General features: G+C 51.4%; 10 protein-coding genes. 6 read left to right on the top strand and 4 right to left on the bottom strand.

Features of this window, described 5'->3' with window-relative positions; genetic code table 11:
• The first annotated feature begins 279 nt into the window (after positions 1-279).
• Positions 280-1878: a tetratricopeptide repeat protein gene (locus tag KF839_RS06210; RefSeq protein WP_292916969.1), complete on the top strand. Its 1599-nt coding sequence runs from the start codon at positions 280-282 to the stop codon at positions 1876-1878.
• Between the two features lie 406 nt (positions 1879-2284).
• Here the strand turns inward: KF839_RS06210 and KF839_RS06205 are convergent, their stop codons facing one another.
• The 4 genes from KF839_RS06205 to KF839_RS06190 form a co-directional block, all read right to left on the bottom strand.
• Positions 2285-3112, bottom strand: a complete 828-nt coding sequence (locus tag KF839_RS06205; RefSeq protein ID WP_292916968.1) for a toll/interleukin-1 receptor domain-containing protein — start codon at positions 3110-3112, stop codon at positions 2285-2287.
• A gap of 111 nt (positions 3113-3223) precedes the next feature.
• Positions 3224-4486, bottom strand: coding sequence for a hypothetical protein (locus KF839_RS06200; protein WP_292916967.1), 1263 nt, complete (start codon positions 4484-4486; stop codon positions 3224-3226).
• Positions 4487-4797: 311 nt separating this feature from the next.
• On the bottom strand, positions 4798-5100 hold the full coding sequence (locus KF839_RS06195) for a hypothetical protein (protein ID WP_292916966.1): 303 nt from the start codon (positions 5098-5100) through the stop codon (positions 4798-4800).
• On the bottom strand, positions 5097-5375 hold the full coding sequence (locus KF839_RS06190; protein ID WP_292916965.1) for a BrnT family toxin: 279 nt from the start codon (positions 5373-5375) through the stop codon (positions 5097-5099). Before KF839_RS06190 ends, KF839_RS06195 begins: the two co-directional genes overlap by 4 nt.
• Positions 5376-5622: 247 nt before the next feature.
• Between KF839_RS06190 and KF839_RS06185 the strand changes: the two genes are divergently transcribed.
• The 5 genes from KF839_RS06185 (at position 5623) to KF839_RS06165 (ending at position 14074) form a co-directional block, all read left to right on the top strand.
• Entirely contained in the window at positions 5623-5994 is a 372-nt protein-coding gene (locus KF839_RS06185; protein ID WP_292916964.1) for a hypothetical protein, read from the top strand.
• A gap of 208 nt (positions 5995-6202) precedes the next feature.
• On the top strand, positions 6203-7561 hold the full coding sequence (locus KF839_RS06180) for a TolC family protein (RefSeq protein WP_292916963.1): 1359 nt from the start codon (positions 6203-6205) through the stop codon (positions 7559-7561).
• A gap of 11 nt (positions 7562-7572) precedes the next feature.
• Positions 7573-9153 (top strand): efflux RND transporter periplasmic adaptor subunit, encoded by a 1581-nt coding sequence (locus KF839_RS06175; RefSeq protein ID WP_292916962.1) that lies wholly within the window; start codon positions 7573-7575, stop codon positions 9151-9153.
• Between the two features lie 12 nt (positions 9154-9165).
• Complete coding sequence (locus KF839_RS06170) at positions 9166-12297, top strand: efflux RND transporter permease subunit (protein ID WP_292916961.1); 3132 nt, start codon at positions 9166-9168, stop codon at positions 12295-12297.
• 430 nt (positions 12298-12727) lie between these two features.
• Positions 12728-14074, top strand: a complete 1347-nt coding sequence (locus KF839_RS06165; RefSeq protein WP_292916960.1) for an integron integrase — start codon at positions 12728-12730, stop codon at positions 14072-14074.
• The last annotated feature ends 57 nt before the right edge of the window (positions 14075-14131 follow it).

The raw sequence follows: 14131 nt of genomic DNA, 5'->3' as shown, positions 1-14131 counted from the left end.
CACTCCTGTTATTTTCTGGGGGGATTACCATTCCGCTATGCCGTCATTTTAAGGAATGTAGACTGAGAAATTAAATCAACATCCCCAGAAAAAATCTGCTTGACCTTCCCATGGTGGGAAGAATCATGATGAAAACCTCAGAGAGGTTATGCCAGCAAAGTGATCGACTGGTCACATTACAGAGACCATCGTGTTGGCTGTTTTACTCGCCTTCTTTCCGGGTAATGCGCATACAATGTTACCGATTCTACATAATGCCACCCGATTAGGAGACACACGATGACACTACTCAAACGGATTCTGACCCTGCTAATTTTGTTATTGACCGGATCGGTTTTCGCCGATGGAGAACATCACCGTGCGGGTGGCTTCGATCAGGAAAAGCTCGGCAAAGTTAACTTTCCGGTTTCCTGCATGCCTGCTGCACAGACACAATTCAACCAGGCCGTGGCGATGCTGCATTCGTTCTGGTACGACGAAGCCGAAAGAACCTTCCGCCAGGTCACCGTCACCGATCCTCAATGCGCCATGGGCTATTGGGGCATTGCCATGAGTCTCTACCAGCAATTGTGGGCCACGACTCCAAATCCTGGCGAATTACAACAAGGGCGGGATACCATCCAGCAAGCACAGTCATTAAATGTTCAAACCGCGCGTGAGAAAGCCTATTTGGAAGCTGCCGCAACATTGTATCCGGCGAACGCCAGCAGCGATTACAGCGCCCGGAAACTGGCGTATGAACAAGCGATGCAGCGCATCGTCGCAGAATTTCCGGACGATCATGAAGCGGCGGTGTTTTATGCGCTGGCGCTGATTTCAAATGCTTCGCCGAATGACAAAACCTTTGCCAGGCAAAAACAAGCGCTGCAATTGCTGCAGCGTATCTTGAAGGACGAACCGCAACACCCCGGTGTCGCGCACTACATCATTCACAGCAGCGATTACCCGGAACTAGCGGAACTTGGACTCGATGCCGCCCGGGGGTATACGAAAATCGCCCCCGCCGTGCCGCATGCCCTGCACATGCCATCGCATATCTTTATCCGCCTCGGCCAATGGCCGGATGCAGCACAGTCCAATTGGGTGGCGTACGAGACTGCACAAGAACACGCACGGTTGAACGCTTCGGATAATCACTGGGATCAGCGCTTTCACTTCATGGATTATCTGCTGTACGCATATTTACAAATGGCTGAAACCGATAAAGCCCGGCAGATTGTGCAACAACTGCAAACCATTCATAACGCGCAACCGCAAAATACCACGGTTGCCTATGCTTATGCCGCCATCCCGGCACGTTACGCGGTCGAGCGCGGTGACTGGTACGAGGCGGCAAAACTGAACATCCAGCCAATGGATTTCCCGTGGCAACGATTCGGCTGGTGCGAAGCGATTATCCATTTTGCCAAGGGCGTCGGCGCCGCCAGAACTGGTAACCTCGCCGACGCGAAAAACAGCTTGAAACGTCTGGAAGCATTGCGCGATAGAGACCGCTCCGCTGATAAAAACTACACCGCCGATCAAATCGAAATTCAGCGCTTGGCGGTTGCCGCCTGGATCGCGGTTGCCGAAAATCGACCCGCAGAAGCATTGCGATGGATGCGCGCATCCGCCGATCTGGAAGACTCGACCGAGAAAGACAACGTCACCCCCGGCGTCATCATTCCTGCACGGGAGTTGCTCGGCGAATTACTGCTGATGCTGAACCAGCCTGCGGCCGCACTGAAGGAACTGGAAGCCTCGCTGCAGCGCACTCCAAACCGCCGCAATGCGCTCTATCGCGCAGCCCAAGCGGCGAGAGAAGCCGGTAACGAGTTAAAAATAATTCGCTATGAGCAGCAACTGCATGAATTGACGCAAACCGGTCATTCGCATTGACCAATAAGCGGCTTTTACAAATTTGATCTACCAAATTCAGACATCGCCGATAGTGAACATCGAATTTCAGGCGGGTAGTGATGGTGAAGGCGATTCCGCTGCGATGGATGACGCGTACACAGGTAAGGTGTCATTAAGCGTAGCGCAATGCACCATGCGATGAAACATGCGACGGACGATGGCGGATCGCTGCATTAATTTGCTTGATGTGCGAAATGGGAAAATCGTTCGGGCGCTCGGAACAAGCAATCGAGTCTGACCCTTTTGGTACCACTTTTGGTACCAACCGACGGCGAAGCCGTGCCTCGTACGCGGCCTGTTCATCTGGGGAGGGTGGATTGTGCTCTTCACTCATAGGGCATAACGATTGAGTTAAGCCGTCCTGCGAAAGCAGCGGCGGCGAGTGCTAGCGTAGTGCAAAGCACGAGCCGACGGCAAGTGCGAGCTTAAGCGTATCTCGGTGATAGCGCTTGACCTCGTCTAGCGTGGTGCCGTCGAGAATGATGGTGTCCCCGACGACGCTTGCGATCCCTGGTCTATGCATTGATGTATAGCTAGAGGGGTGGTTCCAGTTGTTCACAAGTAGGTCGGCCCATTCTCGATCTGGACGGCAAGAAAGCTTGAATGGAACACGGTACAGGGCGCTGCCCGCCGTTCCATCCATGCGGGGAGTTGTCACTTGGTCAGCAATAACGCCTTCGATCCGGATGTCTTGCGTCTCGACTTCTTTTTCTTGGTGGGGCACGGCTGGACGGGGTTGCACAGTTGAGAAAGGCTTTCCAATGGGCGGAGGAGTGTTTCTGACGCCATGCATCGTTACCAAGAGATCACCGTAGTTCTCTTCGGAGTACGGAGATGCCGATAGGTCGATGAAGTACTTACCACGCAGCCAAGTTGGAGCTGAATCAGACCAAGAGCCTTCCCTAAGGATGGGGATAAATTTCCGATGATTGGCTGTTCCCAAGACTTCGGACGTCATGATGTCGCCCTCGTACCCGACGCCGCCTTGCCTATTGTCTGATTTTTGCTTGTACTTGGGCGTGCACACGATCAGAACGTAGTCGTTTGAGCGGATAGCGCTTTCCATGAAAGCGGGAAGCTGATCACCTGGTATTGCATTCCATTGGTCGATGGCTGTCTCGATTCCATCCGCTCGAAGTCGAGTTGCGAACTCACGAACCCATGTGCGGTGATCTTCGTCTTCCCACGAGTAAGAAATGAACGCTTTTGGCACTGGGTTCCCCTGATGGTAAGTGCGCCGTCTAACGCCCGGCTCTGCGGCTGGAAAAAGTGGAGGCGAAGCTGGAGCTTTTACCAGTCCGACAGCAGCCGTTTGTTAGCACATTTATATGTCCCATATTTCACCATTAAATAGCTGCTCGCTTATCTTTGGAGGATTCGCTCTGACTTTTGGATGATTTGCCAAAATTTGTCTTAATGTTCGGACTGAGTCATAGGCATTTACAACAATTTCTCTCTGCTTTTTGAATAGCTCCTGATCGAAAGAATCGAGGTTGACTTTGTGAGCTGGTTTTTGACGGAGCATCCTCACCTTTCTAAAGGTTTTCATCATTTCTTCAATTGGTGTCGGGTCTGCAGGCTTGAAATATTTATTAACCCACGCTTCAAGGATTTGTATAGTGCCTTTAGGCTTTACGACGATTTTTCCATCGCCCCTCTCTTCCTCATCCTCCAGCTCCACATCGTCTTCAAAGAATTTTTTGTTGATGTTGTCGGACATCATTTTATCCAATAGCAGCATAAAGTTATTAAATTCAGCTTGTGTAGGGCGCAAAAGAAAGCCAAACTCTTTGGGCGTTTCTTCATCGTAGCTATTTCGAAAGAGGGCAGGCTTTCCGATCAAGGCACTCATTTCATTGATGATTTTTAATTCTTGAGTAAATGCTCTGAAAATGGACATTCGAGTGCCCCACGAACCCAATATACTTGAAGCGTAATAATCAGGGTGTAGCTTAATATCTCCTTTTACTTCCTTTGCTGCCCAAACCTTCTGATGCTCAGGACTGAGATTCCCTAGGTATCGCAAAAATACTGCGACATATCTGTTTAGATCATCGTCGTAGGCAAAGCCAAATGTTTGAAGCAGTACCTGATCATGTTCTGGGACACTATCAGACTCAAAATATTCATCAGTGATGCATATTTGTCCATGGATGAAGTCAGTGTTATATGAATAGCGAGGATCGTTTCGGTAATATTCCAAAACTGACAAATCAAAAGTTCTAAAGTCGAGTTGACCAGCACCTTTGGCGAGCTCCATTTCGTAGGGTGCTTCACTATATGCGGCTAATTTCTCCGAGCTAGCCAGCTTTTTTTCATGAGGGTATAGGCATGTGTGACCAGGGTATTCTGCGGCATCGAATCCCTCAAGTACTTTATCTTTTGGAATTTTTGAAAAAGCTCTTATATGAGGGTTACCCTCAAAGCGAGCAGTCAAGATTTCATCTTCGATAGCCTGCCGAATCGAAGCTTTAAAAGCTTCATCGTTAATGTCAAAGATGCCTTCCAATCCATAAATTGGCATTCCATTGAAGTCGCCTGATGAAAAATACTTTTCTTCTACAACTGAGTATAGTTCTTCGATCATCTTATTATTCCGATACTTCCTTGGGTGCTAACTACAATTAGACGTCCGAAATGACGCAATATATTACGTCATAAATTAAATCTAACACGAAGCGATTCATAGTATCTCTTTATTTTTCAGACTTAACGATTGATTTAGCTGTCACGCTATCAGTTTTTAGATCCACCATAGCGTGAATAGCTTGACAGAAAAAATGCAAAACAGAACCAAACCTTGCAATTAATATAACGTGTGCTCAAGAATTTTGAGTCGTAATTTACAGCGAATACTCGATACGCCGTATTCGCATCGTGAACAAGCCAAGCACTTTTTTAGTTGCTTGTATCAACAACATTCTTTGCCGTCGCGTCGTACAAACTTCCAGCAGCGTATTTATGAATGATGCTGGCAATCAAGGTTTGATACGGCATGCCTTGTTCCATCGCCCGTCTTTGAATTGCCGTCAGATCTCTGCCGGAAATCCTGATGTTGATCCGTTTGTCTTTTTTGAATGTTTGCGCTGCCGCTGCCTCGATCATTTTTTTGCGCGACGGCGTCAATCCGGATTGAAATTCATCCGACTCGAAAGCTTCGAGCAACGCTTTTTCTTCCAACTCCAGCTTTGTTTTTTTCATCGTTTGTCACCAAAGTATTGTTTTGTCGCCTTTCGGCTAGGGATGATTGTTTTAAGGAATATTTCTTCTTCGTTTTCCACATAAGGAACCAAATAAACATATTCACCGATCGAGACTACAAAAATCCGTTGCTGCGGATACTTATCCTTATTTGGATGGAACATATCGTCCAGTAATCCACCCGATTGAAGTGAAAAAATGACGCTCTCAAATGAAATATTTCTTTCTTCGATAAGCTTGCGATTTTTGTCAGCATCCCAGTTGATCGGCTTCATGTGGAAAACTATAGCACAATTGTGTGCCTATTGCCCTCAACTTTGATGCTACCGCCAAATTTGAATAATCGGTTCTATTGGTCATGGGATATGCTGCAATACTTGATAGCTCATGATCCCGGGAATTTAACTGACAGCTTAACCCGGAAACCACAAAGTTAATACCGATCGCTCAAACTCCCGGCAGGCTGAAACCATTGCGATAAATTTTCTTTGTAAAATTCTCGTATTGTTTATAATGAAAAGCATGAAAGCACATAACTACAAATGGCTATTGGTCTTTTTCATGCTATGGCTCCCGGTGCAGGGTGCCGTCGCGGCCATTTTGTCGGTATGTGTGCAAGAAACCAAATTCGATCATCCGCGTGCCGCCATCGACAACTCGCATCATCACGATGGCTGCCACAAGCAAGCGGCTGAGAATACAACCGATCATTGGCTGGATAGTCTGCCGTGCGACGATACTTCTTGTAATGCTTACAGCAGCACGCCAATTGTTTCCAGCACCGCGCCACCGGTGACTGCTCATGCGATTTCTGCAATTACTCCTTATGAATCCGGCTTCACTTCTTTTGTACCGGATCAACCGCAACACCCTCCTCTGATCGTTTCCTTGTAACAGCTCGCCGGTCGTTCAGGCGAAAGACAATGAGTTAATTCGCATTCATTCCGTGCATTCTTTATGTCACGGAAAATGCAGCGCAGCGATGATCACTGGTTTTGGTGCATCATTGGCAGAATCGATCAAATGATGGTCAGGAGGCAAACATGTTCCTTCCAATTAAGGATAAATACCAGCAACTGCAAAATTTCATTCGGTGGTTGAGATGAACCGCACCGCGCTGGTGTTTTTATTGTGGATTGCTACCGCATCGATCGCGCAAGCCCAAGAGCAAAACATCCTCCCTGACGGCACGGGGTCTCGCGTTTTTTCACCGTTGATCACGGAGGCCACGGATGCCGCTTTGGTGGTGCATGATGTGCCGTTGATGTCCGATCTAATCGCGGAAACCTTGGCAAACAATCCCGAAATCCGTGCGGCAGCGCAGGAGCGAGAAGCCGCGCAGCAGCGCATCGCCCCGGCCGGCGCGCTGGACGACCCGCAAGTCGAGATCGGCGTGTTGTATATGCCGATTGCCGCATCGCCGTTCCGTACCGAGGATATGACGATGAAAATGATCGGCTTGGCGCAGACATTGCCTTTTCCGGGCAAGCGCGATCTGCGCGAAGCGGTGGCCAGCAAGGATGCAGAGGCCATTGAATTCGGTTATCAGGAAACCGTTAACCGCGTCGTACACGACCTCAAAACCGCGTATTTCGATTCTGGGTTAACGCTAGAACTGATCAAGCTGGTCGAGAAAAACAAGCAAACGCTCGAGCATTTCTTACGCATCGCGGAACAGCGTTATCAAGTCGGGCAAGGCAGCCAGGCGGATGTATTAAAAGCGCAAACACAAGTATCGCGCATGACGGACCGGTTGATCGACCTCGGACGCGAACAGCGCATATTCGAATCGAATTTGCTGCGTGCGCTGGGACGCGGTTTCGGCAGCCAAGCGCCGGTGCCGTCGCAGGTACAGCTTTATCACGAACCGGCGCTGAAATTCGAGGCGCTGTATCAAGCTGCTTTGATTCAACGTCCGCGTTTGCTGGCGCTGGCAAGTCTGATCGCGCGCAGCGACAAGGTACTGGAGCTGGCGAAAAAAGATTATTACCCCGACTTCACGCCGCGGGTGATGTACGGGCAGCGCGATAGCCGCTTGGACGGAACCGGACGCGCCGATGAAGTCAGTTTCACCGTGACCATGAATCTGCCGGTGTGGCGCAAGAGCAAACTGGAGCCGCGCGTTTCCGAAGCACTGGCGCTGCGCGATCAGGCGATGAGCCTGCACCAAGCGCAAATCAACGAAATCGCCGCCACGTTGCGGCAACAATTGGCAATCGCCGAACAAAGCTATAAATCGGCGCAACTGTATCAATCGACCATCCTGCCGCAAGCACGGCTGACCGTCGAATCGTCACTGGCGGCTTATAAAGTCAACCGTGTCGACTTCCTGACCTTGCTCGACAATCAGATGACGGTGTTCGATTACGAAACCAGTCTGGTCACTGCAGTCGCCACCTACCACAAATCGCTGGCCGAAATCGAACTGCTGGTCGGTAAGCGTCACGACAAGCACCGGTAAGGGAGATCATCATGAAATCAACAGCTAAAATTTTGCTGACTGTTTCAACCATGGCAGCCTTGCTGTTTGCCGGTTATTGGCTGGGCAGCACGCAATCGCAAAATGCCGCAAACGGCGATGCCGCGCACACGGAAAAAAGCAGAAAGATTCTGTACTACCGCAATCCGATGGGATTGCCGGATACGTCGCCGGTGCCGAAAAAAGACCCGATGGGCATGGACTATCTGCCGGTTTACGAAGGCGAGGAACAACCATCCGGCGACCCCGGCTGGGTAAGTATCAGTCCCGATAAAGTGCAAAAACTCGGGGTGCGCACCGAGACTACGGCGATGCGCGAACTGATGCGCACAGTGCGCGCGGTAGCGACGGTGCAAACCGACGAGCGCCGGCAATTCACATTGGTGACGAAGTTCGAAGGCTGGATACAGCGGCTATATGTCAATACCACCGGTCAAGTAGTGAAAAAGGGCGATGCATTGATGGATGTATACAGCCCCGACTTGATAACCGCACAGCAGGAATATCTGATTGCGCTGAAAGGTCTGCAATCGACCGCCGACGGTACACCCGACGTGCGCCAGGCAATGCAACGCCTGGTGGAAAGCGCGTTGCAGCGGCTGCGCAACCTGGATATCGCGGAAACCGAGATACGCCGCCTGCAACGTGAAGGCCAGGTGCAGCAATACCTGACGCTGCGCTCCAAAGCCGACGGCGTGGTGCTGGAAAAGATGGCGGTCGAAGGCCAACGCTTCATGCCCGGCGATACCTTGTACCAGATCGCCGATTTGTCGCAGGTGTGGCTGCTGGCCGATGTGTTCGAGCAGGATCTGGGCATGATCCACACCGGACAATCGGCGACGGTGCGCGTCGACGCCTATCCCAGTAACGTGTTCAACGGCGAAGTGGCGTTCATTTATCCGTCGATCACCCCGGAAACGCGAACTGCGGTAGTGCGCATCGTATTACCCAACCCAAATGGTTTATTGAAACCGGCGATGTACGCGCGCGTCGAGTTCGCTTCCTCGCATAGCAAGGACAAGGTGCTGACGGTGCCGGATTCCGCCGTACTCGATACCGGCACCCGGCGCGTGGTGCTGGTCGAACGCGGCGCTGGCTTGTTTGAACCGCGCACGGTCAAACTCGGCTTCCATGCCGACGGCTACGCCGAAGTGCTGGGCGGATTGCGTCTCGGCGAAGCGGTCGTGGTCAAGGCGAATTTCCTGATCGACGCGGAAAGCAATTTCAAAAGCGCGCTGAGCGGCTTCGGCCACAGCAGTTTTGAAGCGGTGGCGCACGAACACGATGCTGCCGGATCGCACGCCGGTGAACCCCCCCGCGCCACGCATCGCGGCGAAGGTCTGATCCGCGCGCTGGATTTCGTGCACGGCGTGGTTACATTGGCGCACGAACCGATCGCCAGTTTGAACTGGCCTGCGATGACGATGGATTTCCGCGTGCTCGAACCGTCGCTGTTGTCAGCGTTCAAACCGGGGCAGCACATCGTTTTTGAGATGGCGGAAGAATCCGCTGGCGAATTCGTGCTGGTGCATATCGAAGCCGTCGAAGCGCATCACGATCATTCAGCCCATTGAGCGAGGACAATCATGCTGAAAACAATTATTGCATGGTCGATCCGGCATGTGTTTCTGGTGCTGCTCGGCACAGCTTTTATCGTCGGCTGGGGGATTTATTCGCTATGGAAAATGCCGGTCGATGCGATTCCCGATCTGTCCGACGTGCAAGTCATCATTTATACCGAATATCCCGGTCAGGCGCCGCAAGTGGTCGAAGATCAGGTCACTTATCCGTTGACCACGGCGATGCTCGCGGTACCACGCGCCAAGGTAGTGCGCGGCTTGTCGGCGTTCGGCGTGTCGTTCATTTATGTCATTTTCGAGGACGGCACTGATATTTATTGGGCGCGTTCGCGCGTGCTCGAATACCTGAGTTTCGCCGCCAACCAGTTGCCGCGCGACGTGCGTCCGGCGCTCGGGCCTGATGCCACCGGCGTCGGCTGGATTTATCAGTACGTGGTGCAAGGCAAAGAGCACACGTTCGACGAATTGCGCACGTTGCAGGATTGGTTCTTGCGCTATCAACTCACCACCACCGAGGGCGTATCGGAAATCGCCAGCGTCGGTGGCTTCGTCAAAACCTACCAAATCACCGTCGATCCGCGACGCCTGCAAGCCTACAACATTCCGCTGAAACGCATCACCGAAGTCATTGCCGCCAGCAACCGCGACGTCGGCGGACGCGTGATCGAATTGACCGAAACCGAATATATGGTTCGCGGGCGCGGCTATTTGCGAGGCATCGCCGATCTGGAAAACCTGGTTGTCAACGCGCATCAAGGCATGCCAGTTTTGCTGCGCGATGTTGCCCGGGTCGAATTGGCCCCGAGCGAGCGGCGCGGCATTACCGAACTGAACGGTGAAGGCGAAGCGGTCTCCGGTATTGCAGTAGCTCGCTACGGCGAAAACGCGCTGGACGTGATTCACAATCTCGAGCAGAAACTCGAGCAAATCCGTACCGGCTTGCCGGACAACGTGTCGGTGGAATCGGTGTACAACCGCTCGGAACTGATTCATCGCGCCATCGAAACGTTGCGCGAAGTGTTCATCGAACAAATCGTCATCATCGCGCTGGTGTGCGCAATTTTTCTGATGCATGTGCGCAGCGCCCTGGTCGCGATCATCATGCTGCCGATCGGCGTGTTGATTGCGTTCATCGCGATGACGTATCTGGGCATCAATTCCAACATCATGAGCCTGGCCGGTATCGCGCTGGCAATTGCGGAAATGACCGACGCCGCAATCGTGATGGTGGAAAACGCACACAAGCATCTGGCGCGCGCCGGGCCCGGGGAATCGCGCATCCGCGCGGTGATCGCGTCATGCCAGGAAGTCGGGCCATCGCTGTTTTTCAGCCTGCTGATCATCACCGTGTCGTTTCTGCCGGTGTTTGCGCTGGAAGCGCAGGAAGGCCGCATGTTCCAGCCGCTCGCGTATACCAAAACCTTTGCCATGGCGGGCGCGGCGTTATTGTCGATTACTCTGGTGCCGGTATTGATCTTGCTGTTGATCCGAGGGCGCATTCCACGCGAGGAAGATAACCTGCTCGGACGCTTCATGATCCGCAGTTATCAACCATTGGTCGGCTGGGTGTTGCGTTGGAAAAAATCGATTGTGGTGATTGCGCTCGGCGTGCTGGCCGCGACGGTTTATCCGGCGATGCGGTTGGGCAGCGAATTCATGCCAACCTTGAACGAAGGCACTTTGCTGTACATGCCCGTGACCCTGCCCGGTATTTCCGTGACCAAAGCGGCGGAAACCATGCAGACGCAAAATAAGCTCATCATGAGCTTTCCCGAAGTCGCGTCGGTGTTTGGCAAAGCAGGCCGCGCCGATACTGCCACCGATCCAGCACCGTTGGAGATGACCGAAACCATCATCAACTTGAAACCGGAAAGCGCTTGGCGACCCGGCATGACCATCGACAAGCTGATCGCCGAACTCGACCAGGCGTTGCAAATCCCCGGCGTGGCTAACGCCTGGACCATGCCGATCAAAAACCGCATCGACATGCTCGCGACCGGCATCCGCACGCCGGTCGGCATCAAAGTGTTCGGCAACGATTTGAACCAGATCGAAACCATTGCCAAGCAGATCGAAGCGGTGGTCAAAACCGTGCCCGGCACCACCAGCGCGTATGCGGAGCGTATCACCGGCGGCTATTACCTCGACATCGAACCCGATCGCATGGCGCTGGCGCGCTACGGCCTGACCGCCGGCGATCTGCTCGACGTGGTATCGGTCGCACTCGGCGGCGAAGTGATCACCACCACAGTGGAAGGCCGCGAGCGTTTCGACGTCGCCATCCGCTATCCGCGTGAACTGCGCAGTGATCCGCAAGCCATTGCCACGCAAGTGCTGGTGCCCGCGATGGGCGGCACCATGATTCCGCTCGGGCAGCTCGCCGCTGTCAAGCTGACGCAAGGCCCACCCAGCATCCGCACCGAAAACGCATTGTTGTCGGCGTATATCTTCATCGACATCCGTGACCGCGACATCGGCGGCTACATCGCCGACGCGCAGCAAGCGGTGCGCGAGCAGGTGCAATTTCCGCAAGGCTATTACGCCACCTGGAGCGGGCAGTTCGAGTACATGGAACGCGCCACCGAAAAACTCAAACTCGTTGTGCCGCTGACCATCGCATTGGTGTTTTTGTTGGTGTATCTGAACTTTGGCCGTTTGACCGAGACGCTGATCGTGATGCTGTCGGTGCCGTTCTCGCTGGTCGGCGGCATTTGGTTGATGTATTGGCTAGACTACAACTTGAGCATTGCCGCGGTGGTCGGCTTCATCGGCCTGATCGGCATCGCCGCCGAATCCGGCATGGTGATGCTGGCTTTCATCGACCAGGCACTGACCACCATCGCGCGGCAACGCAAAGCAATGGCAGAGCAACTTGCGTTATCGGATTTGTACGACGCCGTGATTCAAGGCGCCGTATACCGCATCCGCCCGGTGATGATGACCATCGCCGGTAGCGTGATCGGCCTGCTGCCAGTCATGCTCAGCACCGGCTCCGGCTCCGAAATCATGCGCCGCATCGCCGCCCCAATGGTCGGCGGCATGGTCTCGGCGACGATCCTGACGCTGATCATTTTCCCGGCGGTGTATGCGGTAGTGAAGGGGATTTCGTTGCGGCAGGTGGAGCGGAAAAGAAGGTAATAGAAGGGTGAATAAGCGTAGCGCCATCCACCGAAGATTATGTGTTGCCAGTATGGCATGGGCATGTCAATTGTAAGGTTCGGTACTGACTGCTTCTTGAAGTGCATAGAACCGGAGTAATCGCGTAGAAAGTCGCGAAGAATGCATATGTGATTTTCAGAAACTAACAAGTAATTATACAGTTTCTGTATATCTACCATATTCCAGAATAAGGAGCAATAAAACTGTAATATTAGCCCGATTTGCTAACTGTATATCATCCTAAAATGGAATAATATACAACTCCGGAGATCATGACATGCTTGTTTTGCCATGGGATTTAACCAAAAAATTTCAAACTTTGTTAGCGCAAGCGGGTATTCCGATTAATGAGCGTCCTTATTATCAGAAATGGCTACGTTACTATCTCGATTTTTGCCATAAATATCAATTGGAATCCTCTGAAAAACGTCACTTCCCGTCTTTTGATGAGAAGCTGCGCAGCAAGAATCAGTCAGAAATGCAGCGACAGCAAGCCAGACAAGCTATAGCGCTCTACTATAGAAGCATAATCGGTCATCAATGCACCGATCAAAGAAACCTGAACGAAGTGATACCTGAAACTAACTTGCAAGAAGGAAATGTACATTTAAACCAAAGCGCTATGTCGGTAAAGGAAGCCCGAAACATTTTGCCGGCCTACGCAGTCAACCAGCAACACATAACGACTAATGCCGAGGAATCGAATACAGCCGATCCTTACAGTGGAATTCTTTCCGATAAGGCAACCGATTCAAGTTCATTGAAATTATCGAATGCCAGCTGGGTTTGGGTTTACGATCGCCTTAATTCGGCTATTAAAATAAGACACTATTCCCCCAAGACTTTACAAGCCTATAAAATTTGGACACACAAATTCCAAACATTTACTAAAAGTAAGGATGCCCGTTTAGTGACAATGGACGATGTAAAAGACTTTTTGAGCTTTCTTGCAGTAGAGAAAAAAGTAGCCGCGTCTAGTCAGAATCAGGCATTTAATGCCTTGTTGTTCTTGTTTAAACATGTACTCGAAAAGGAATTTGGCAAAGTTGAGGGAGTAGTTCGAGCCAAACGCCGACCTTATATTCCTGTGGTTTTATCTAGGAATGAAGTTGATCGTATCGTTAAACATCTTGAGTATCCGTATGATTTGGTCGTCAAATTATTGTACGGCTGCGGTTTGCGGTTGTTTGAGTGTCTGAAATTGCGGATTCAGGACGTGAATATAGAAATGAAGGTACTGACCATTCATGATGGCAAAGGACAGAAGGATCGCACACTCCCTTTGCCGTTGGTTTTGCTTTCTGACTTGGAAGCGCAGCGAGAAAGCGTTATGCGATTACATCAAGAAGATTTGGCAGCCGGATACGCTGGTACTTTTTTACCCAATGCTTTGTCCGAAAAGTACAAAAATGCCCCCAAGGAGCTTGTTTGGCAGTGGTTGTTTCCGGCAAAAACCTTGACCTTGATTCCTGGCACCCAGGAATACCGACGCTATCATCTGCATGAAACCCATGTGCAAAAGGCAATTAAACAAGCGGTACGAAAGAGTCATATTCCAAAACGAGCCTCAGCCCATACCTTTCGCCACAGTTTTGCCAGTCATTTATTGCAGGCAAATTATGATATTCGCACAATCCAGGAATTACTGGGGCACAGCGATTTGAAGACAACAATGATCTATACGCATACCGTACAAAGCGTGACGATTAAACAGGCTAAAAGCCCATTGGATTTTAATAAAAACGAAATTGAATAGAGTATGAAAACGGAACGATATATTTATATTGCGAATTTATTGCAGTCAAGTCGCGTA

It is taken from the genome of Nitrosomonas sp. (assembly GCF_019635155.1).
Classification (GTDB): Bacteria; Pseudomonadota; Gammaproteobacteria; order Burkholderiales; family Nitrosomonadaceae; genus Nitrosomonas.
Note: the sequence above shows the minus strand (reverse complement) of the source record. Positions and strands in the feature narration are given on the sequence as shown.

What these genes read in the sequence shown, in the direction of transcription:
- KF839_RS06210 (WP_292916969.1), top strand. Translation starts at nt 280, where the DNA reads ATGACACTACTCAAACGGATTCTGACCCTGCTAATTTTGTTATTGACC.
- KF839_RS06200 (WP_292916967.1), bottom strand. Translation starts at nt 4,486, where the DNA reads ATGATCGAAGAACTATACTCAGTTGTAGAAGAAAAGTATTTTTCATCA.
- KF839_RS06195 (WP_292916966.1), bottom strand. Translation starts at nt 5,100, where the DNA reads ATGAAAAAAACAAAGCTGGAGTTGGAAGAAAAAGCGTTGCTCGAAGCT.
- KF839_RS06190 (WP_292916965.1), bottom strand. Translation starts at nt 5,375, where the DNA reads ATGAAGCCGATCAACTGGGATGCTGACAAAAATCGCAAGCTTATCGAA.
- KF839_RS06185 (WP_292916964.1), top strand. Translation starts at nt 5,623, where the DNA reads ATGAAAGCACATAACTACAAATGGCTATTGGTCTTTTTCATGCTATGG.
- KF839_RS06180 (WP_292916963.1), top strand. Translation starts at nt 6,203, where the DNA reads ATGAACCGCACCGCGCTGGTGTTTTTATTGTGGATTGCTACCGCATCG.
- KF839_RS06175 (WP_292916962.1), top strand. Translation starts at nt 7,573, where the DNA reads ATGAAATCAACAGCTAAAATTTTGCTGACTGTTTCAACCATGGCAGCC.
- KF839_RS06170 (WP_292916961.1), top strand. Translation starts at nt 9,166, where the DNA reads ATGCTGAAAACAATTATTGCATGGTCGATCCGGCATGTGTTTCTGGTG.